13 protein-coding genes are annotated in these 22,025 nt (G+C 54.4%); 8 read left to right on the top strand and 5 right to left on the bottom strand.

The window, feature by feature from the left end; genetic code table 11:
- The first annotated feature begins 23 nt into the window (after positions 1 to 23).
- The gene (locus ACF8O8_RS06935; RefSeq protein WP_392509429.1) at positions 24 to 1,214 is read left to right on the top strand and encodes a hypothetical protein; all 1,191 of its coding nucleotides are present in this window, start codon (positions 24 to 26) and stop codon (positions 1,212 to 1,214) included.
- Between the two features lie 116 nt (positions 1,215 to 1,330).
- Here the strand turns inward: ACF8O8_RS06935 and ACF8O8_RS06930 are convergent, their stop codons facing one another.
- From ACF8O8_RS06930 to ACF8O8_RS06910, 5 genes are all read right to left on the bottom strand, one after another.
- Positions 1,331 to 4,762, bottom strand: coding sequence for a glycosyltransferase (locus ACF8O8_RS06930; RefSeq protein ID WP_392509428.1), 3,432 nt, complete (start codon positions 4,760 to 4,762; stop codon positions 1,331 to 1,333).
- A 107-nt stretch (positions 4,763 to 4,869) separates the two neighbouring features.
- On the bottom strand, positions 4,870 to 7,287 hold the full coding sequence (locus tag ACF8O8_RS06925; RefSeq protein WP_392509435.1) for a glycosyltransferase: 2,418 nt from the start codon (positions 7,285 to 7,287) through the stop codon (positions 4,870 to 4,872).
- Positions 7,287 to 9,755 carry a glycosyltransferase gene (locus ACF8O8_RS06920; RefSeq protein ID WP_392509427.1) on the bottom strand — a complete coding sequence of 823 codons (2,469 nt, stop codon included), beginning with the start codon at positions 9,753 to 9,755 and terminating at the stop codon, positions 7,287 to 7,289. Before ACF8O8_RS06920 ends, ACF8O8_RS06925 begins: the two co-directional genes overlap by 1 nt.
- 143 nt (positions 9,756 to 9,898) lie before the next feature.
- The gene (locus tag ACF8O8_RS06915; RefSeq protein ID WP_064590868.1) at positions 9,899 to 11,341 is read right to left on the bottom strand and encodes a DUF4214 domain-containing protein; all 1,443 of its coding nucleotides are present in this window, start codon (positions 11,339 to 11,341) and stop codon (positions 9,899 to 9,901) included.
- A gap of 17 nt (positions 11,342 to 11,358) precedes the next feature.
- Positions 11,359 to 12,240: a hypothetical protein gene (locus ACF8O8_RS06910; RefSeq protein ID WP_019752280.1), complete on the bottom strand. Its 882-nt coding sequence runs from the start codon at positions 12,238 to 12,240 to the stop codon at positions 11,359 to 11,361.
- A 528-nt stretch (positions 12,241 to 12,768) separates the two neighbouring features.
- Between ACF8O8_RS06910 and ACF8O8_RS06905 the strand changes: the two genes are divergently transcribed.
- The 7 genes from ACF8O8_RS06905 (at position 12,769) to ACF8O8_RS06875 (ending at position 21,907) form a co-directional block, all read left to right on the top strand.
- Positions 12,769 to 14,559, top strand: a complete 1,791-nt coding sequence (locus ACF8O8_RS06905; RefSeq protein WP_029380702.1) for a type I secretion system permease/ATPase — start codon at positions 12,769 to 12,771, stop codon at positions 14,557 to 14,559.
- Between the two features lie 12 nt (positions 14,560 to 14,571).
- Positions 14,572 to 15,897: an HlyD family type I secretion periplasmic adaptor subunit gene (locus tag ACF8O8_RS06900; RefSeq protein WP_020190509.1), complete on the top strand. Its 1,326-nt coding sequence runs from the start codon at positions 14,572 to 14,574 to the stop codon at positions 15,895 to 15,897.
- Positions 15,894 to 17,309 carry a TolC family outer membrane protein gene (locus ACF8O8_RS06895; protein ID WP_392509426.1) on the top strand — a complete coding sequence of 472 codons (1,416 nt, stop codon included), beginning with the start codon at positions 15,894 to 15,896 and terminating at the stop codon, positions 17,307 to 17,309. The genes ACF8O8_RS06900 and ACF8O8_RS06895 overlap by 4 nt, the downstream gene beginning before the upstream one ends.
- A 425-nt stretch (positions 17,310 to 17,734) precedes the next feature.
- Positions 17,735 to 18,766 (top strand): GDP-mannose 4,6-dehydratase, encoded by a 1,032-nt coding sequence (gene gmd, locus ACF8O8_RS06890; protein WP_014860658.1) that lies wholly within the window; start codon positions 17,735 to 17,737, stop codon positions 18,764 to 18,766.
- Positions 18,766 to 19,662, top strand: coding sequence for a GDP-mannose 4,6-dehydratase (locus ACF8O8_RS06885; RefSeq protein ID WP_010952836.1), 897 nt, complete (start codon positions 18,766 to 18,768; stop codon positions 19,660 to 19,662). The genes gmd and ACF8O8_RS06885 overlap by 1 nt, the downstream gene beginning before the upstream one ends.
- Positions 19,659 to 20,801, top strand: a complete 1,143-nt coding sequence (locus ACF8O8_RS06880; protein WP_010952837.1) for a glycosyltransferase family 1 protein — start codon at positions 19,659 to 19,661, stop codon at positions 20,799 to 20,801. The genes ACF8O8_RS06885 and ACF8O8_RS06880 overlap by 4 nt, the downstream gene beginning before the upstream one ends.
- Positions 20,798 to 21,907, top strand: coding sequence for a glycosyltransferase family 4 protein (locus ACF8O8_RS06875; protein ID WP_392509434.1), 1,110 nt, complete (start codon positions 20,798 to 20,800; stop codon positions 21,905 to 21,907). The genes ACF8O8_RS06880 and ACF8O8_RS06875 overlap by 4 nt, the downstream gene beginning before the upstream one ends.
- Positions 21,908 to 22,025 lie beyond the last annotated feature (118 nt).

Here is a 22,025-nt window from a genome sequence, read left to right as displayed (position 1 = left end):
AGTAAAAGGAGAGGGTATCATTAATGTTTGAAGCTAAGTGCGAAGTGCTTTCCAATCGTGATTTTGAGTTTCAATGGTATCTCGATTCGATTAAGATGCTTGCGGTGAACCAAGACCGGACTAGATTTGTTCTAGAGGGGTGGGTGCTTGGTAGTCAAGATGTCGCAATCGACACCCTAAGTATCCGTGATGGAAGGGGAGTGGTAAATATTCCGCTTAGTGTGTCAAGGCGCGATGTCCTTCGAAAGCATTCTGTCGGAGGAGGGCCAAATGTTATAGTGCAGCCATACTGCGGTTTTAGAAGCGAGATCGATATTAGCGGTCATGAGTTTGAGATTGGGGTGGTGGTCAGCGGTATTTTTCAAGCAGCTGCATGTATAAAGTTTGTGCCGCCGAATGTTGTCATCGGGAGCACGGGGTGGATTTTCCTGGATAAGGATACCAACGGAAGCGTGGCGCAGTATCGTGGTTTGAAGCAAGTTGGTAATGATTGGGATGCGCGCTGGAAAAATTATTTTTCGGCTATTGATTTGTATTTTAATGGTGGTTGCAAATATATATTTCTTCTGGCTCCATCTAAAGAAGAGGTTATGCGCGAAGAGTATCCCTTCGAGCGCGGGGGGCGTACCTTGGTCGATAGGTTCTTGTCCGGATACGGAGCGACGATAGCATGGCCGTTGAAGGAGTTGCGCGAACAAAAATATTTAAGCTACGATGCTGCTGAAACACATTGGACAGATCATGGCGCTAATATAGCTTTCTCGAAAGCACTTCGTATGCTTGGGGAAGAGAAACTTTCTAAAGCCACCTCCAATTATGAGGTGGTTTCTATAAGAGGGGACCTAGGAGATAGGTTGACACCTCCCGTAAGGTCAGTTCGGCTAAAAACATTACCCAGTTTAGGTTGTGAACTGGTTGAAGATAACAAAATAATCAATCACGGCAATGTCAAGCGATACACTAATGCTTGTGCTGAGAATACAAGTACGCTGTTGATATTCGGTGGTAGTTCAGCTAATAACTTCTTGGCGCACGCTGCGAATATTTTTTCTCAAGTTGTTTTTGTGCACACAACTGGTGCGGTTGACAAAAATATGGTTGAGCGGTACAAGCCGGATCTTGTCATTTTGCAAACAAATCAGCGTTTCATTATTACGCCGCCCTCGCCGTTTGTAGATGTTGACATATATAAAGCTAAAGCGAGTGTGTCATGAATTTATTGGTTAATTCTATTTTTTGGTTGGTGATGCTTAGAATGAAATAGGCTGATTTTTTGGTTGGGTGAGGTGATGAGGGCAGCATAGTTTAATATGCTGCCCTGCACTTAGACTTAATTAAAAGTGATCGGTGCTATGTACTCGTTATAAGAGGTAGGATAAGAAATGTGTTCTTTGTCAAGTTTATGGGAGCACCGCTCCTTGCTTTTCAGACCTTCCTGAATAATAAGCTGAAGCAGATCGCTAGTTGAGATATCACCATTGTAAACGGTGCCGAATTTGCTAGCTTTGATACGTTCAGCTGGAGCACCAAGGTCGGTGGCTACTGGCCACAACCCCATGCGAAATGCATGACTGAGCGTGTAAGAAAACGTTTCGGGGCAGTTGCTTGGGAAAAGCGCCAAGTGCGGTCGATTTGAACTTATAAGATCAAATAGCTCTGCATCTTTGTATCTGCCTAAAACGGTTATATTTCTAAAGCCTGACAGGTGTTGGTCGTTCATTGTGTGACCGAATACTATAAACTCGAGAGGTAGGTTTTTAAGTTCGGCTTCCCGGGCACATTCAACTAGTGTGAAATAGCCTTTTATCTCACTGATGCCACCAATCATCGCCACTTTTATAGGGCCAGAGTGAGGTATTTCTGGAAGCCTCTCCACCTGATGGAATATCGAGGCTTCAGGGGCGGCATGCGGTATTATCTTATATTTCCCCTTCATTCCGAATCGAATCATTCGGTCTCGTACGTCAGTGGCACCCACCAAGATGGTTTTTGCTTTTGCAAACAAATCAGTGAAGTTGCCTCTGTATTTGTCAACGCTTTTTTCTGCTGTGACGAAATGTTCTAAAGCAGGATGCGGTTGATACAGGTTCATGCAGATATTACAGTCATGATGTTCATCCCCTTCAAACGGTTTCCCCCCGGGGGTTAGCGTCACTTGTGGGCAAATCCATGCGTAATCGTGTACTGTAATAACGAACGAGTGTTTTGATAACCAATTCAGCAGTTTTGGTTGAACGCCATAAGGTGAATGGATATGCACGTTGCTTAGCTTGAGTAATGCAAGGTCTCGAATCAAGCTGTCAGATTCACTTGGCATGTAATGCTCTTCATGATTAGTAACGAAGAAGCCGCCTTGGTGATGATCTGTCATATCGAAACAAAGTGTTGAACATCCGTTAGATTCAAACTTCAGAGTTATAGGTGCACTGCCTTCTTGGATATTCAGCAGCTCCATGTCATTGACGTATTGTTCAGTGCCACCGCCAAATTTATGAGTTAGATGTAAGGTCCGGTTTTTAGGTAGTAAATCGCTGATGACGGCTAAATTCAAGTTTCTACGAAGCTCACGACCGGGGTCGGTTTTAATGAATCGTTGAATCAGTCCATCGTAGAAAGGATAAATTTGGGAGATCTTTCGAGCGCTCTCTTTTACTCGCTCTAATTTTTCATCCCCAAAGGAAACATTGCCCCGATGTACGACAAAGGTGTCGCTGAGCATTGTATGTCGCCATCCTTGAGCGGTGGCTTTCATACAAAAATCAACTTCCTCGCCGTAGCCTCTACCCCATTTTGCAGCGTCAAAGAGGCCAATCTCGTTAAGGCATTCGCGGCGAATGAACATACAAAAACCGATAGCTACCGGGATATCTATCATTTTTCTACTATTAACAATTGACGCTTTTCGATCAACTTGGGCGGCAAATTCAATGTCTTCAATATTCAGCGACTTGCACATATATGGTGCGGTGCAAATTTCGGCGTTATTGGAGAGGGGAGTGATTGTGCCGATCCTGCTGTCGTCTTCAGCGGCGGCACATATGCGGTCAATCCAGTGGTTTTGTACAACAGTGTCAGCATTTAGAAGAATTACGTCCCTATTATCAGCTATGCTGAAACCGATATTAACAGCCTCGGAGAAACCACCGTTCTGAGTTCTATGGATAACTAATAAGTTGTCAACTTTACGGGCTTCGAGCGCGATTAAGTATTTGCTGATCAGAGGGTCCGGAGTGCAATCGTTAATAAGGACAAATCTAGCCTTCTTCTTGTTTTTCGCGGCGAGTACGCTTTCTATGCACTCAATCGTCTCAGACGCTCCGCCATAGATTGGGATGATGATATCAATTGCATCATTTTTAGCTGGCTTTCGGTCGGAGGGCATTAGTTCCGCTGTGAATATGCTCGATTTAGTCTGCTGCATTACGGCTTGCGACAAAAGAGTTTTCAGTGTAACTGTTGTTGATTCAGAAGAGTCTCTAGCAATGTCACTGGCAAGCCGTGCTAAAGACTCGTACGGGGTCGCAAAATTGATTTTGGCTAGTTTGATGCCGGACTGTAATTCTTTGATCACATATTCAGCGCTTTCTATGGCCCCTTGATTCGGGATTTTAAATGCGAAGCCGCACTTTACGTGTTGGGTAACGTGAGCTTCCTTCACGTCGGGCCTGTAAATGTCAGCCTTGGTAGTGCAGAGAAGCTTGTCGCCTCTCCAAAGAGCCAGGCTTAGTGAGTGACTAATATCATTGCTAAATGCCCAACCATACAGTCCTTCAGGGGAGACATTATCAATGTGCAATGTGTAACTTGGGAAGGAAATTGTAGCGGCGTCGCTCCGAATGGTTCTCTGAGGGCTTTTGATTAAAATTGTATAGATTTTTGGCTGCCCATCAGCTAGGTGGTCCGGCATCTTCCAAGCACATGTTACGGCACCATTTGGGCCGTCCTCTCCCCGGATAAAGTAGACGCTGCTTTCTAATTTGCCGTTAATATGTATTTCAGCCGAAATTTTATTGCCAGGCCAGTTTTCAAGTTGTGCGGTGAGCTTCCCTTTAACAACCTTAGGGGTGGTTATGGACGCTTTTCCAGATAGGTCGATTTGTTGTGGTGATCCAGGGAGGCGTTGTCCATCTACCACTGCTTCGACACTATAGCTCAGTGAGTCGATATAGCTAGGAGGAATGGCAATTTTATATCCAGAGAGTATTTGGGATGGTTTCAACACTGCGAGATCTGGTCGCGCAAGCTTCGCCTCGCTTGTGACAGCATGGGCCCCGTTAACAAAAATTTGTACTTTTGTTCTTCCTTTTTCGTGGGTGTTTATAGCCCAGCCATGAGCAACCAAGTTGTTGTCAATGCAGTCCAAGTTTCCAAAAATTGTATCATTTTTTATCCAGGATCTGATGTTCTGAGTTTCAGGCGGCTGCAAAATAGTGATACCTTGAGAGTTGCCGTCGAGCTCGAATCTCAGCTTGAGTTCCGTCTGGTCAGTCGTATTGCTAATTATTTTTGAAAGGGCGTCTTTATTCCATGGGATGTTAAATCCACAATAAACATCTTGCTTGATAATCGAGCTAATGTCTTCTCGAAGTAGCGAAGTGGTCGTCGAGCCGATCAGTATGTCATTTAAGAAAGCGTTGATTTTATGGGTTTCTTGAATGCTGGAGATGTCAATTAGCCAGCCTGATGCGCCAGTGGTACGTACATCATCAACTGCTCCGAAAAGCCCTGAATTGAGGTTGGCTTTAATGTTGTGACTGATCATTATTGCAGTTCATCCCTGTGGATCTATAAATTTGAGTGGCTTATTGGGGCGCCGTAAACGGTTGTGGTTATTTCGAAACTGAAAACTCAATTCAGATTGCTTTCTTTTCACTTCGAGTCGAGGTGAGTTTTATGTCTTAGCGAGTTGCATAATTTGTGTCTGGCTACTTCGACTCTCGGCGGGAGTGACAAGCCTCCGTACGGACCGGTCAAGTAATCGAGGCTTAACGAAGGGTTGTAAAATGGATCAGAAAAACCAGCCCATTTGTCGAGGAAGTTCTTTTGTTCCCGCAATGCGCGCGATTGTTTTTCCAAGCTCTCATCCTTACCTCGGCTGGCAGATTCAGCATGGACTAGCTGAGCGAATGCCGTCCATATAACTCGCAAGCCGTGCTTATGGATGCGCAAGCACAAATCAACATCATTGAAGGCTACAGGGAATGCTCTTTCATCCAAGCCTTCAACTGTTTCAAATACACTTTTTCGAATCAGCAAGCATGCTGCTGTGACCGCGCTCTGCTCTCTGCTTATTTGATTCATTCCTAAATAACCGGGATCTCGTTGTTCCAAGGCATTACCTGTATGAGCGGCTAAGCCATTCACCCCCACTACAACGCCCGCATGCTGGACCATCCGATTAGGCCATAGCAATTTCGCGCCTACTACACCAACGTCAGGGCGCATAATCTGGGAAACCATTTCTTTCAGCCAGCCGTCCTCGATGATTTCAATATCGTTATTTACAAGTCCAATTATCTCGCCAGTGGCGTAACTTGCGGCCCGGTTGTTGATCGTCGAGTAATTAAACGGGTGTGGGTGGTTCACCACCTTGACACCTCGCTCAATTATCTCTTCCAGGTAAGCTAGCGTTTGCGGGTCACTAGACTGATTATCAACAACAATGATTTCGAGGTTCGGGTAGTCCGTGCCTTTTAGTAGGCCTTCGATACATGCGTGCAATAATTTATACTGATCGCGCGTTGGCACAATCAGGCTTACACGAGGTAGTTTCTGAGGAAGAGGCCAGTGTGCCCGGAGCAACGCTGGATATTCTGGTACAGCACTGATTCGTGTACCTGGGACTAAGCGCTCGCACAACCACGACACTGCGTCCTCTCGCTCCTTTGAAGGTGGAGCTTGCTCAGGACTTGGCCAAGAATTCGTTGCGCGGTGGTAGAGAATACGGGGCAAGTGCGAAACGATCTTACCGCCTTGCTCGGTAGCTAGAGCCACAGCGGCCATGAGATCGTCCCAGGTTATACTTCGTGCACTCCCATCGGCATCGAGTAAAGTGAGGGCGTCTCGGACAATAGCGCTTCCGTAAATTGCTCCCTCGGAGAAAATATCCGCGCCGATAAATAGGTCTATATCCCATACCGGTTTGAACCATGGTGCGCATCGTTGACCTTGTGGTCCTTCAATATCACAATCCGCAAAGGCCCAGGCGCTCCCATCTTCCAGCACTGCACATAGATGAGGTAACGATTGGTTGGCCATCCGAGCGCCGGCAGTTATTGGGATAATGCACTCGCAACCAGCCTTTAAAAGTTGCTCCAAACCAATTCTTACGTTGGCGGAAGAGCACTTTGCGATCTCATGAATTATGTCATGACCCGATCTCAGGCTTTGGAGACTAATTTGTTCGAGAGCAGCGTCGCCCTCACTGAGCAGTAGAAGGCCTGGTTTGATATGTGTTGTTGGGGTAGGGAGGATACCGTGTTTTTGAAACGCCTCGTACCACTGTGGGTAATGCCGCCAGCCTGCGCTTTTGGGTAAACGTAAACTCTGTTCTTTAGCCAGTGATACTACGAGATCTATTGGTGCAGAAATATAGCTTGGTTCAAGCAGTTGAATTAGGCGTTCAAGACCCTCCGGCCAGCAGCATAGGCGTATAGGGCTTCCAGGCATCGACTGACCAAGGTCGTTAACCACCTCGATAACGTGCAGTTTGCCATCCGCCAGTTCCCAAGGCAGATCGACCGTAAAGCCATGATCACTAGTGGCGCGATAAGCGAGCGCTTGGTGGTGAGTGTTACACATGGCCTGCGCGATGACCCTTTCGCCTTCTCGGAAAGTGATCTGAACATGGCGGTTGGGCGCCACTGGGTCCCAGGACCATCCAGCAACCCTTAGCCCACCGGTATGCCATATCTGGGACGTTGCCGCAGCAGCTTCCTGCCTTGGATAGGATGGCAACCGGATCTCACCTTCGAGCAAAAAGGCTGCATTGGCAACTTGGGCTGTTATCAGCTTGGCATCCGCGAGCACGCTCCGGTGCAGCTGTACGGTAAAGCCGTGGAATTGATCGCCATGCGGAGCATTGGGCTCATGTTGGTCTGCCCTGACCAACGCGACACTGGCCCCATCAACGAGGATTTCGATCACGGGTCGTTGATCTGGCTGCGTGATATTAATAGCCCATCCCTGCAGAACATCCCCGTACAGTCCGTTAATGCAACCACGAAAAGAGGAGAGCGCTACAGGTTCCTGACCCGCCGGCCGCTCGTACAGGACGTTCTGTCTCATCAGGTTTTGCTCAATGAAAATGGTAATTGGGTTATACAATTCGCCCCTGCTTCCGAGCCCAGGGAATGGCGACTGGCATACAACGGCAAATCGAATTGGCTGGCAAGTGCCGGGGCAAGCCATCTCGCTCCAGGAGAAGAGGCAAGACTGACCACAGCATCACATCCGGTCGCCTTGGCAATCTCCGGCAAGCTGAAACCTTTCACTTGAGGTAGTGCTTGAACCGCACCTGTTGCAGATAAGGTTTTAAACCACGGTGTGTCTTGTTTGACCAGCAGCGTAAGGGGTAACCGCTCTCGAGTGATGCGTCTGCCAAGGCGAACCCAGGTCTGGATGATGTCTGGATCATCCAGGGCGTCGCCGATCAGCAATATATTGGGTTGGCTGGTTGCAGGCGTGGGCAGTTCGGCGCATGGTTGAATAATGAGGTTGGCTTGTGGGAACGCCTCGGCGAATGCGCTCTGCCAGGACTGCCACGGTAAAACCACGCTTTCTGCCCGGTTGGCAAAGCGCTGCCAATCGTAGGTAGCGTCCAGGCCTTGCAGATGTGCGTCACGGTATACGATTGAGTAAGGAATGTTCAGCAGTGAAGGCAGATCGCAGAGCTTGGAGGGGCACTGGACCTGGTGTTCGAGCACGATGTCTTTCAGTGGCAGCGCGGTCAGGTTCTTGACCAGCTCGGAGAATTCTCCAGGCATCTCGTAGTCAAGCTCCAAAGGCAAGGGGGCAAGCGGGGCTTTCAATGTGACCCAAGTGCGATGGCTGTCCCGGTGCCAGACAAGAGAGAGGATAGAATCAGCCCCCGTGCCGTCATGAATGTGCAGCGTATGAGTTGCCTCCATCGGCCATTGCGAGGCTTTTCGTTCATCGCTCTGTTGTGCGAAGCGGGCCAGTCGGGCGCGTTGTAGCGCGTCACGGGCAGCTTTGATCGGGTCCCTCAGGCAGAATGTATTATAGCGTGCCGAAGCGTCTGGATAGCGGCGGCGCAAGATAGCGTTGTTTTGTGCTACGCGCAGTGTTTTTTCCGCCCCGAAAGAAATCCCGCCTTGATGCGCCACGAATACATTAGGCGCGCCCATGTGGCGCCAGCCAAAGCTGCGCGCACGCAGGCACCAGTCGGTTTCTTCGCCATAACCTCTGGCCAGGTAAACTTCATCCAAGTAGCCGACCTGGTTGAGCGCTGCACGCTTTATATACAGACAGAAGCCGCAGCCAGTCTCAATCTCGACGGGAGAGATGTTGGCATGTTTGGCCAGTTCATCCAGCGCTGCCTGCTCACGAGCATTGGGCATGGCATGGCTGACTTGGCTTTGTGGGAAACTCATCAGCTCGCCATTGTTTGTGAATGGCGTGACAGAGGCGATATCTGCGCTACTGTGAGCGATGTTGCGCAAGCGGTCGAGCCAGTTGCCTTGTACCCGTGTGTCGGCATTCAGCCATACCACATCCTTGCCAGGGCTCAGTGCCATCGCACGGTTCATGGTACGGATGAAACCCAGGTTCACAGCGTTATTCAGCAGCGTGATTTTGCCTTTACCGGCCAGCATTTTCAGCGCTTTTGCCAGAGCCGGCACGGGGGTGGCGTCTTCGATCACGACCAGGCGATGAGGAGTGCGATTAAGTTTGCGAGCTTCGAGGGCGCTATTGATGCATTCAAGTGTTTCGTGCAGCCCGTTGTAAACCGGTATCAAAACATCCACGTGCTTTTGTTCAACCTGTGTGCCTTGTTCAACAGGTGGCACAAATGAAGGCATGGCAAAAACCGGGCTGCCGACCAGATGGGTGTTGTCGGCGAAGCGGATATGCACCTGCGCCTTGGGGTTTGGCACACTTACACGCAAGCCGCCATGAGTGGTGCAAAGGCCGGCAGCGCTGAGTAAGGGGTGGGGTATGCTGGCGACGGCGTCAACGTTCACGCTGTCAGCCTCGATCTTCAAGGACGCAGGAGCCTGCAGGTTGCCAAGGTCAATGGCCCATCCCTGGATCTCTCTGTGTGTCTCCAGGTACCGCACCACACCTATCCTACGAGGGGCGTCGGCCTGCGCCGCGAGCAGCTTGATCACTTGGGCTAATTCTTTGGGCGCATTAATCTCAGGCAAGTGGGCAAGAATCATGCTGCGCAGTGTGGCGGGGGGCTCGGACTGGCTACGTGCCTGCCAAAGCAGCATACGCAAGGAGGCGTCATCGGGTAGTTTCTGCCATGCCTGCGTGAGGTATCGGGTGGCGAGCACTGCAAGCCCTTGTGCCAGCAAGGCGCGACCTACCAGTGCCTGGACATCAGCACGGTCCGGTAACAATTGGGCTGCGTTGATAAAGAATAAAAATGCCAGCTTAGGATTGTGCGCTAATGCCGCCATGCCTTTCCATACCAGTGCCTCTGGCCGGTGCTCGGCAGTTTGCATGGCGCGCTCAAGTACGCTGGCGGCATAGCCTTCATTGGAGAGGCGATGACGATGGAAAATGTCCATGAGCGTTTCTCGCCCATGGTCGAGTTGTCTGGACATAAGCTTGGCTTGGCTAAAAAAATAAAAAGAGGGGCGACCCGAAAGTCGCCCCTTTGGCATATGCCCAGCCCTAAGGCCAGACATACGCAGCGCTACAGCAGGGCTAGTTAAACTTGGCCGTGCAGTACAACAACGTTGTCGTTGTGAGCAACGGCTTCGTCGGAACCAACGATTGCCAGGGCAATGTCTGCTTGCGAAGCACCAGCTTCCAGCTGAGCAGCCCAGTGCGCCTTGCCGGCGTCATCAGCAGTACGGTCCAGAGCGGACTGGTACAGCGAATCGATGAAGTCGGAGTTGGCTTTCGACGCCGCTTCGGCAGAGCCTACGATCGCCTGGGCGATGTCGGCACGGCTAGCGCCGTTGAACAGCTGGGATACCCAGTTTTGCAGGCCAGCTTCGTCAGCTTCGCGACCCAGGGCAGCTTCGTACAGGCTTTCAACGAAGGTACCGTTCGACGCATCCAGTGCCTGAGCTTCGGCCGAAACCGAGATGGCAGCAGCTACGTCAGCCAGGCTACCGCCGTTGGCCAGCAGGTCGGTCCAGGCGCTGGAAGCGGCGTCATCAGCAGCACCGCGACCCAGCAGGGCCTGGTACAGGTCGTTAACGTCATTGGCGTTGTTAACACCCGCGAACTCGGACGAATCCAGCAGGGCATTGGCAACGTCGGTCAGCGAACCACCGTTGTTGACATAACCAGTGAAGAACTTGGCGCCTTCCTGGTCTACGTCGCGGTCCAGGATGCCTTGGTACAGGCGCAGGGCAGCAGCTTCTGCGTCGTTGTGGGCCAGGGCAACAGTTTCAACTTCTTCACCGTTGACGAAGGTCAGGAACTCAGCGTCGGTGATCGAAGCGGTTTGGTTGCCGGTCAGGTTGACGTTGAAGTTGTTGCCGACTGCGAAGGCATAGTCATCGCGCGAGCCGTCCAGCTGGACAACGTCGTAGCCAGCACCAGCGTTGACGATGTCAGCGTGGTTGCTACCGCTCAGGATGATGGTGTCATCGCCGGTACCGGTGGTGACGTTGTTATTGCCAGCGCCAGCGATAACGACATTGTCGCCGTTGCCAGTCACGATGGTGTCGTTGCCGTCGCCAGCGTCGATCAGGGTGTTCTGGTCGCCTTTGACGGTGATGACGTCGTCACCGTTGCCGGTGGTAACTACCAGGTCGATAGCCGAGGTGTCGACTGCAGCCAAGGCAGCGAAGACCTGGGCGTCAGCAGGTGCAGCGTTGGAGTTACCTTCCAGGTTGACTACCAGGTTGGCATCCGACTGCAGCACGTAGGCATTAACGCCAGCGGCTTCAGCAGCAGCCAGGTCGACGATGACCTGGTCGCCTTTAGCGCCCTCGACAGTACCTTGAACAATGCTGGCAGTGCCGGATTCCGGCAGCTGAACGGTGTTGCCATTGATGCCAGCGATTTCCACGGTCTCTACGTTATCCAGGTTCAGCAGGCTGTTGATAGCCTCGATAGTGGAGTCGGAGAGGTTGGCGCTTTCGGCGGTCAGGGTTGCCAGCAGATCGCTGCTCTGTACGGGATTATCGTATTGCATTGTGTATTCCTGTTACTTCAGGCCATCTGGCCCGCTGCAATAGTGTTCTGCTCGGTTGCAGAGTTTTCCCACGGAGACTTAAGGCGGGCAGCGTTCATCTTCGTAACGGGGGTCAAGGCGATATGCAGCGCCACCAACGGCTCGTTGCCGGTGGGGCCATGCATCATCTGATTGGCGACCAGGCGCTGTGGCTCGGCATTGCCGAACACCACCAGGCCTGTCAGGTCATAGTGTTTGCGCAATGGCCCTACCAGGCTAAAACCTACGCACAGCAGCGGCAGGCCTTGAGCACGAGCGCCGACAAAGGTGCCGGTGGAGACATTGCGGCAGGGGCCGGAGCCGGCCACCATGCAGGTATAAAGCAGATCCACGCCGACGGGTTTTTCAGCCCAGTCGACGGCAAACGATTCAATGAAGTCGTCAGTGCCCGGAAGGCCGGCCCAGCCCTCGCTGGACATCACTTCACCCGCCTTTTTCAGGTGGGCTGTAAGCGTGATGGGCAGGGGCTTGGAGCTGGCCGCAATAGCCTGAGCGGGCTCTGCGGTGGCGACCACGGCGTAGGTGCGCATGATGGCGGGGGATGTGTCGATGCGGTCGATGCGCAGGTCGACGGGTTCTATCACTTCGTCGAACATATGGTATTCGGTGATCAGCACGGTGGTTACGCCACCTTTCACTCGCGCCACAATGGTGTCGCCCAGCTTGGTCAGCATGTTCTTGCTGACGCCCTCGGCGGGGAAGAAATCGATGGAGCCTTTGCCCAGTGGTGCTTGCTGCAAGGCAATGCATACGGGCTTGTCTGCCGGGGGCTGCGAGGCGTAGCGGAAGATGTACATGCCCGGCTCGAGCAGCGTAACCCGAGAGCTGATTTTCAGGCCGTCAAGGGTCTGCGAAGGCATAGACATGGCTTTGTTAAGCTCCTTTTAAACAAAAAACACTGGTAGCTAACTTGCTCAAACCCGTGCGTGCACCAAACGGCCAGTGATGGCTCCCTGCGAGTGGCGAAGATGCCGTCCGAGGGAAGCGTTGTCAACCATAGATTCTAAAAAAAATTTCATATTCGCCGGGAACTTAGCGCTGGCATTCGCGTTCCGCATGGCCGGCTTTCGGGAGCTGATGGAAACGGATGGGCAAAAAAAGTACGCCAGAAAATTAAGGGAAATCAACGAGTTGCTAGATTTGAAGCGCAAGCCTCGAACATGGCGTTTTTTTTTGACATTCGTTCAACGACTTTTTCTCCGCGCTTAGCCGTTTGTCGTCTCGTAGCGAGGTTCTGGGCCACTTGATGGTTTCATCGACGCTCATCGAAATTCCATGATTCATGTGATTTGACGAGTCACAAGCCGGTTCCGGACAATCTGACACGCAGCTGCCCCGATGCGGGTGTTACACTGCCGGCCGCTTTCGCCTACCTCAGTATGGATACCATGAGTTCACAATCCGAAAATAACCTGCAAGCTGCTCTTAAAGCCTGTAAAAGCAGCTTCCTTTCGGTCGGTTTCTTCAGCTTCTTCGTCAATGCGCTGATGCTGGTGCCTACCTTCTTCATGATCCAGGTGTCGGGTCGCGTCGTGCCATCCAGCAGTGCATCTACATTGTTGATGCTGACCTTGATTCTCACCTTCTTGTTGTTGATTTTAGGGTCGCTCGAGTGGGTGCGGTCGCGAATCATGGTGCGTATAAGCAATCGACTAGATGTACTGCTAAGCCGCGACGTTTACCGGGCAAGCTTCAAACGGGCCCTCCACAGTGGAGGTGGAGATGCTACAGCTCAGTCATTGAACGACCTCACGTCATTGCGCCAGTTTTTCACTGGGCCGGGCGTGTTCGCGTTTTTCGATGCGCCATGGTTTCCCATTTATACGGCAATCATGTTCCTGTTCCACCCGTGGTTTGGTTGGATGACGTTAGGTTGCGGCGCCATCCTGACCGTCCTTGCTGTTGTTAATCATCGCGTAACAGGCCAAGCGCTAGCTTCTGCGAATAAAGAGAACGTAGCTTCTAACGTGGTGACGTCCAAAACGTTGCGAAATGCTGAAGTCATCGAGTCCATGGGTATGCTCGAGACGCTTATGAACCGCTGGGCCAAACGACAGCGCAATGTCATGCTGCTGCAATCGCAGGCTAGCGATAAGGGCGGCGCCGTTAGCTCGTTGTCAAAAATGTTCCGAACCTGGTCGCAGTCCTTCATGCTGGCGATCGGGGCGTATCTTGTAATTACTCACGAAATCAATCCAGGCCTGCTTATGGCCGGCTCACTGTTACTCGGTCGGGCGTTGTCGCCGATCGATCAGATGATCAACAGCTGGAAGGGCTTCGTGGCGGCCAAAGTACAGTATGACCGTCTAAGCAAGGTGATGGACGACCTTAAGAAAGAACCCGAGCGCATGCCGTTGCCCGCCCCGGAAGGTCACATTCAGGTCGAAAACCTGATAGTCGCTCCGCCTGGCGCCAAAGCCCCGGTGCTCCGTAGTATCAGTTTCGTCGCCCCCGCCGGCTCCATAGTCGGTATTGTCGGCCCAAGCGCAGCCGGTAAGTCCACCTTGGTGCGTGCATTGATGGGCATCTGGCCGCCGCAGCACGGTGTTGTACGCCTTGATGGTGCTGATATATCCACTTGGGACAAGCAAGCCCTGGGCCCCTATGTTGGCTACCTGCCCCAGGACATCGAACTGTTCGAGGGCAGCATCAGCGAAAACATCGCGCGTTTCGACAAGGTCGACCCTGAAAAGGTGGTGCAGGCAGCGCAAATGGCGGGTGTGCATGAAATGATCCTGATGCTGCCCGACGGCTACGACACTGTCATCGGCAGTGACGGGGTGAACCTGTCGGGCGGCCAGCGTCAGCGCATTGGGCTGGCGCGTGCGATCTACGGCAACCCGCGCCTTATCGTGCTCGACGAGCCGAACTCCAATCTCGACGATGTGGGCGAGCGTGCGCTGGGCGTAGCCCTGCAAAAGCTCAAGGAAACCGGCGCGACTGTGTTCATTGTCTCGCACCGTCCCAACATCCTCACTCGGTTGGACCGCATCTTGGTTATGGCCGGTGGCTCCATTTCGCTGTATGGCGAGCGCGACCGCGTTATTGCCGAGCTGGCTGCCCAGCAAGCCAAGCTTCAGCGCGGCAGCCAGGCTGCGAGCCCGCAGGCCCCCGCTACCCCGCCAGTTGCACCCTCTGCGCCCGCGGCCGTTGCGCCGGCCACCAGCACTGGCGCCTGAAAGGATTTCTAGATGAGCAGTAAAGCAATCACTACGTTCGACCACAATTTCGACGACCTGCCCACGTCGGATCGCGGCATCCGCCGCATCGGGCTGACCGTTGTCTTTGTCACCTTCGGCATTTTCGGCACCTGGGCGGCTTTCGCGCCTTTGAGCAACGCCGTGCACGGCGCCGGCGTGGTTACGGTGCAGAACTACCGCAAGACCGTTCAGCACCTGGAGGGCGGCATCGTCAAAGAGCTGCATGCCCGCGATGGGGACCTGGTGAAGAAGGGCGATCCGCTGATTGTGCTGGATGAGTCGCAGCTCAGCGCCGAGTATGAGTCCACCCGCAACCAACTGATTGTTGCCCGTTATAAAGAGGCACGCCTGCGTGCCGAGCGTGACGGCTTGGATTCGATCCCGTCGGTGATAATGGAAGGTACCGATTCTGACCGCGCGCAAGAAGCGCTGGCCGGTGAGCAGCAGGTGTTCAAGGCCCGCCACGATTCGTTGCTGGGCGAAATCTCGGTCAACCGTGAGCGGATCCAGCAAATGCAGCAGCAGATCGCCGGTCTGAACGACATGATTCGCACCAAAGCAGGCCTGAACAAGTCGTACTCTGGCGAAATCAAACAGTTGAAGGAGTTGTTGGCCGAAGGCTTTGTTGACAACCAGCGTTTGCTGGAGCAGGAGCGCAAGCTCGACATGTTGAAGACTGAAGTGGCTGACCACCAGTCGAGCATTACCAAGACCAAACTGCAGATCGGCGAGACCGAACTGCAGATCGTGCAGTTGAAGAAGAAGTTCGATGCCGACGTGGCCAAGGAGCTGTCGGACGTTCAGGCTCAGGTATTCGACCTGCAGGAAAAAGAAGCAGCGTTGCGTGATCGCTTGTCACGGGTGGTGATCCGCGCGCCGGAAAGCGGCATGGTGCTGGACATGAAAGTGCACACCATTGGGGGCGTGGTCAGTGCCGCTACCCCTTTGCTGGATATCGTGCCAGCTCAGTCGGAGCTTGTGGTTGAAGCCAAGGTGGCCCCTCGGGACATCGACCGGTTGGAGCTGGGCAAGACTGCGGACGTCCGCTTCTCTGCGTTCAACCAGGCCACCACGCCGGTCATCGAAGGTAAGTTGACGCGGATCTCGGCCGACAGCCTGGTCGAAGAGCGCTCGGGGGACCAGTACTACCTGGTCCGCGTCAAGGTCACTGAAGACGGCATGAAAAAACTTGGCAACCGCAAGCTTCAGCCCGGCATGCCAGCTGAAGTCCTCATCAACGCAGGCGACCGCACCATGCTGCAGTACCTGTTGAAACCAGCGCGCAACATGTTCGCTGAATCGCTGATCGAGGAATGATTGTGCTGCGTTTGTTACCTGGAGTGATGATGTGCATGGTCGCCTGGCAAACGGTGGCTATGGAAGTGAAGGATGCCGCTGGTGAGCAGCCAAGAGAGGTTTCGGCTTCGACTTACGTGTTGGACCTGGCGGGACTGTACCGTGAGGCGCGCCTGGAGGACCCGCGGGTCCTTGCCGCTTACGCGCGTGCGCGCTCTGCCAGTGAACAGCAGCGGGCAGCGCTGGGTAGCCTGCTGCCCCAGGTGTCGGCCAATGCCAACTCCAGCCGCATCCTGCGCAAGAACGAGGCTGAGCGCGACCTCTATAACACCGAAACCTATTCGCTCAGTCTCACCCAGTACCTGTACAACAAGCCAGCCTGGGAGCGCTACCAGAAGTCCAGGAGCGTGAAGGATCAAAAAGGACATGAAGCTGAAGACACGCTGGCAGAGGCTACAGTCGACCTCGCCAAGCGCTACTTCGTGGCGCTGGCTGCGGACGACGAGCTGGCGCTGGTGCAGGCTGAGCGCCGGGCAACCCAAAAAAACCTTGATCGCGTCAGCAGCATGTTCGAACGGCAGATGGCCAAAATCACCGACAAGCTCGACATGCAGGCACGGGTAGATTTTTTGCTTGCGCAAGAAGTGGAAGCGCGCAATCAGGTGCAAGTAAGCCGCGAGGCACTAGCCGAGATCGTCGGGCGGCCGATTACCGAGCCGCTCAGCCGTGTACGCAACGACGTGGCATTGCAGGCGCCCACCCGCCCCTTACAGAACTGGGTTACCCAGGCAGTTGAAAACAACCCGTTGCTGAAGTCTTATCAAAGCGGGGCAGAGGCGGCCAATGCAGCGGTGCGCGAGGGTAAAGGCGAGCACTATCCGCAACTGTCGTTGAGCTTGAGTGCGCAGCAGAACGACCAGGGCTACGACAATACCCAGGCGCCGCGCAGCGACAGTTATGTGGCTTCGTTGGGAGTGAAAATCCCAATCTACAGCGGTGGCTCCACTTCCGCTCGGGTGCGCGGGTTATACGATGACCAGCTGGCAGCCGAGGAACAGCTGGAAGGGGTGCGGCGCCAGGTGGTCAAGGAAACCACCACTGCCTACCTGACTGCGCAGGCGGCGGTAGAAAAAATCCGGGCTAACCGCAACGCGCTGTCATCGGCACAGCAATCCAGTGTTGCGGCGCAGAAGGCGTTCACCTTCGGTGTGGTCAATGCTGTGGATGTGCTTACTGCGGTGCAGAACGAGTTCAAGGCGCGCCGGGACCTGCTGAAAACGCAGTACGACTTTATTACCAACCTGTTCCTGCTCAACCGTTGGGCGGGTGAGTTGAATCAGGAAAGTGTGGATAACGTCAATGTCTGGTTGAGCCCGGTGCCTGAGACCAGCCTGCCAGGTGGCGAGGTTGCTCGCCTGGGCGCCAACCAGTGAAGCGCACAGCATCAATTTAGCCCCGGTCCCTTTTGCGTCCTGTTCCAATTGCGTGTCAGGCGAGGTCAAGATGGTTTGGCTTCATCGACCTTAGAACAGGCCGACCTGGGCGGTGGCCTGCTATGGGGCTATTTCAGATGCTTCCTACAAGTGCCGTGCTGGAACAGTCCTTCGACGGCACGTATCCTGATGCGCCTTTCGTGCGCGTGCCCCACTTGCTTTGCGCACGGGGGTGCCAAGGTTATGCAATATCGGCCGGTGGCCGAACTTGCGCCGGGGTAGCCAACATCTGATTGCGAGTCGAGTACTCCGCCCGACCTATGTATACTTCCTCGTCTAACCTTCATACGCGTGGTTGGAATTGCCCGCGTCAGGCCAAATAAACACACATGCCCGCACGGCACTATCGGAGTTGGTTAAGTCGCATGAAAGCAATCGTTACTGGGATCACTGGTCAAGACGGCGCCTACCTGGCGGAACTGCTGCTGGAGAAGGGCTACACAGTCTACGGCACCTATCGTCGTACCAGCTCGGTTAACTTCTGGCGCATCGAGGAGCTAGGGATTCACACCAATCCCAACTTGCATCTGGTCGAGTATGACCTCACCGACCTGTCTGCCAGCATCCGCCTGCTGCAAACCACCGAAGCTACCGAGGTATACAACCTGGCTGCGCAAAGCTTCGTCGGTGTGTCGTTCGAGCAGCCGCTGACCACCGCCGAAATCACGGGCCTGGGTGCAGTCAACCTGCTGGAAGCCATCCGTATCGTCAACCCGAAGGCCCGCTTCTATCAGGCGTCCACCTCCGAGATGTTCGGCAAGGTGCAAGAAATTCCACAGGTCGAAACTACCCCGTTCTACCCGCGCAGTCCCTATGGTGTGGCCAAGCTCTACGCCCACTGGATGACCATCAACTACCGCGAGTCGTACAACCTCTTTGCGACCAGCGGTATCTTGTTCAACCACGAGTCGCCACTGCGCGGCCGTGAGTTCGTGACCCGCAAAATCACCGACTCCGTCGCCAAAATCAAGCTGGGCCTGCTCGACAAGCTCGAGCTGGGTAACCTTGATGCCAAGCGTGACTGGGGCTTTGCCAAAGAGTACGTAGAAGGCATGTGGCGCATGCTGCAGGCGGACGAACCAGACACCTTCGTACTGGCCACCAACCGTACCGAAACCGTACGCGACTTCGTTACCATGGCATTCAAAGCTGCCGGTATCGAAATCAACTGGAGCGGCAAGGACGAGGCAGAGCAGGGCACCTGCGCCGCCTCTGGCAAAGTGCTGGTTGCCATCAATCCAAAATTCTACCGCCCGGCCGAGGTGGAGTTGCTGATCGGCAACCCGGCCAAAGCCAAGGACGTTCTGGGTTGGGAGCCTAAGACAAACCTTGAAGAACTGTGCCGCATGATGGTCGAAGCCGACCTGCGTCGTAACGAAAAAGGGTTCTCGTTCTGATGCAAAAGGCTAGCAAGCGCGCGCTGATTACAGGTGTTCACGGGTTCACCGGCCGCTACATGGCAGCCGAGTTGCGGGCCGGCGGCTATGAAGTCTTCGGTACAGGCAGCCAGCCGTTGCCGGCTGCGGACTACCGCCAGGTCGATCTGACCGATGGGCAGGGCCTGCGCGCGTTGCTGGCCGAACTGCAGCCGGATGTAGTTGTGCATCTGGCTGCCATCGCTTTTGTCGGGCATGGTACCGCCGACGCGTTCTACAAGGTCAACCTGATAGGCACGCGCAACCTGCTCGAAGCCATCGCGGCCTGTGGCAAAACGCCTGAGTGCGTGTTGATCGCCAGCAGTGCCAACGTCTATGGCAACGTTTCCGAAGGGATGCTGGGCGAGCAGACCCCGCCAGCGCCGGCCAATGATTACGCGGTCAGCAAGTTGGCCATGGAATACATGGCGCGGCTGTGGTGTGACCGTTTGCCTATCGTCATCACGCGTCCTTTCAATTACACCGGTGTTGGGCAGGCAGAGAATTTCCTGCTGCCCAAGATTGTTTCGCATTTTCGCCGCAAGGCCGACACCATCGAGCTCGGCAACCTAGACGTATGGCGCGATTTCAGCGATGTACGTGCGGTCGTGCAGGCGTACCGCGGCTTGATCGAGGCACGCCCGCTGGGCCAGATAGTCAACGTCAGCTCGGGGCAAACGCATTCGCTGCGCGAGGTTATCGCCAAGTGTTCCGCCATTACCGGCCATCAGCTGGACGTGCAGGTCAACCCGGCCTTTGTCCGTGCCAACGAGGTCAAGACCTTGTGTGGCGATAATGGCAAGCTGCGCGGGTTTGTGCCGGGGTGGCATACGCCTTCGCTGGACGAAACCTTGGGTTGGATGCTTTCTGATCAATGAAGCTCATCCTTTCAGTCGAGTCGGTCCGCTTCCCGTTGACCGGCATCGGGCGCTACACCTATGAACTGGCGTCACGGCTGCAGCATGCCGAGCAAATCAGTGACCTGCGTCTATTTGCTGGCAGCAGGTTCTTGCCCGAACTGCTCAAGCCTTCGGACCAGTCCGACGCCGTGCATGGGCTCAAGCGGTTCGTGCAGAAAAATGCCCTGGCGGTTGAAGCTTATCGGCGCCTGATGCCTTTGTTGCGCAAGCGTGCGTTGCGCGGCCATGAAGACTTCATCTACCACAGCACCAATTTCTACCTGCCGCCGTTTGCAGGGCCGAGAGTGGCGACCTTTCACGACCTGTCGCCCTTTACCTGGGCTCATTGCCACACGCCGCAGATTGCCCGTTACCTTCAAAAGGAGCTCAAGCTGACCCTGGAGCGTGCTGACGCTCTGATCACGGTTTCGCACCACACGCGGAAGGAGTTGGCGGATTACTTTGGCTGGCCACTGGAGCGCATTCATGCGGTACCGCTGGCCAGTTCGCCGCAGTTCCATCCTCGGACTCCTCAGGCATTGCGTGAAACCCTTGCACGGCACGGCCTGGAGCTAGGCGGCTACAGCCTGTTCGTCGGTACCATCGAGCCGCGCAAAAACATCGAGACCTTGCTTAATGCTTACGGCCGCTTGCCACTTGCGTTGCGCCAGCGTTGGCCGTTGATCCTCAGTGGGTATCATGGCTGGCGTAGCGAGGCGATTCACAGCCGTATCGCCCAGGCACAGCAGGAAGGCTGGGCGCGCTACCTCGGCTTCGTTGCCAGTGAAGACTTGCCGCTGCTGTTTGCCGGCGCTCGGCTGTTCACCTTCCCGTCGCACTATGAAGGGTTCGGCCTGCCAGTGCTCGAGGCCATGAGCTCGGGGGTACCGGTGGTATGTTCCAACAGCTCGTCGTTGCCAGAGGTAGCGGGTTCGGCGGCGTTGATGTGCGCGCCCGATGATGTAGAAGGCCTGACCGGGTTGTTGCACCAGGGTCTCGAGGATGAAGCGTGGCGGTCTGCTGCTGTGCAGCGGGGGCTGCTGCATGCCGGTGGCTTTTCTTGGGAGCGTTGCGCTCAGGGTACAGTCGAGGTTTACAAGTCGGTCAAGGAACGATGATCAAGGTTCTGCATTTTTTTAAAACGTATTACCCGGACTCCATGGGTGGCATCGAACAGGTCATTTTTCAGATCGCCGAAGGCACCCGTGAGCACGGCGTGCAATCAGAGGTGCTATACCTCAGCCCGCGTGGGGCTGCGCGCAATGAACCGGTAGGCAGCCACCTGAGTCACCGCTCCAAGCTGGACTTGCATGTCGCTTCAACGGGTTTTTCACTGTCGGTGATCAAGGATTTCGCCGAGCTGGCGGCCCAGGCCGACATTGTGCACTACCACTTCCCTTGGCCTTACATGGATCTGGTGCATTTTCTTGGGCGGCTGAACAAGCCGACTGTGGTCAGCTATCACTCCGATATCATCAAGCAAAAATGGCTGCTCAAGCTGTATCAGCCGTTGATGAGCCGTTTTCTTTCCAATGTTGACCGTATTGTTGTCTCCTCACCCAACTATGCCGCGCACAGTCAGGTGCTGACACGCTTCAAGGACAAGCTTGCGATCATTCCGTTCGGCCTGGACCGGGCGACCTATCCCAGTGCGACGGTAGAAAAGCTGGCGTACTGGCGCGCACGCATGAGCGAGCGCTTTTTCCTGTTTGTAGGCGCGTTGCGGTACTACAAGGGGCTGGATTACCTGCTACAGGCTGCGTCTATCAACCGTCTGCCGGTAGTGATCATCGGCGGTGGCTTCCTCGAAGCGCAGCTCAAACAGCAGGCTGCTGAGCTCAGGCTTGACAATGTTCAGTTCCTGGGCAGCCTGGCAGACGATGACAGAGCGGCGCTGCTGGAGCTGTGTTATGCATTCGTATTTCCATCCCATCTGCGTTCCGAGTCGTTCGGCATTTCTCTGCTGGAAGCGGCAATGTATGGCAAGCCCCTGATTTGCTGCGAAATGGGCTCGGGTACGACCTTCATCAACCTGGCTGACCAGACCGGTTTGGTGGTGCCGCCTCGGGATGCCGCAGCGTTAGCGCAGGCCATGCAACGCTTGTGGGATGACCCTGCCATGGCACAGGCGATGGGGGCCAAGGCGTTGCAACGTTATGAGGAAGTATTTACCGCTTCGGCCATGGCCGGTGCGTATGCCGATCTCTACCGTAGCCTGTTGTAGGCAGCCAGTCTGCGTTTTCAGGCACTGCCGCAGGCGTTTCTGTTTGATCAGTCGCTCATGCGTTGTTCTATGAGGGTGGCCCTGCGCCGCGAAACGGGCACGAAGCGGCCTGTGTGAA

Origin of the sequence: Pseudomonas sp. TYF_14 (genome assembly GCF_043105275.1) — a bacterium.
Lineage (GTDB): Bacteria > Pseudomonadota > Gammaproteobacteria > Pseudomonadales > Pseudomonadaceae > Aquipseudomonas > Aquipseudomonas alloputida.
Note: the sequence above shows the minus strand (reverse complement) of the source record. Positions and strands in the feature narration are given on the sequence as shown.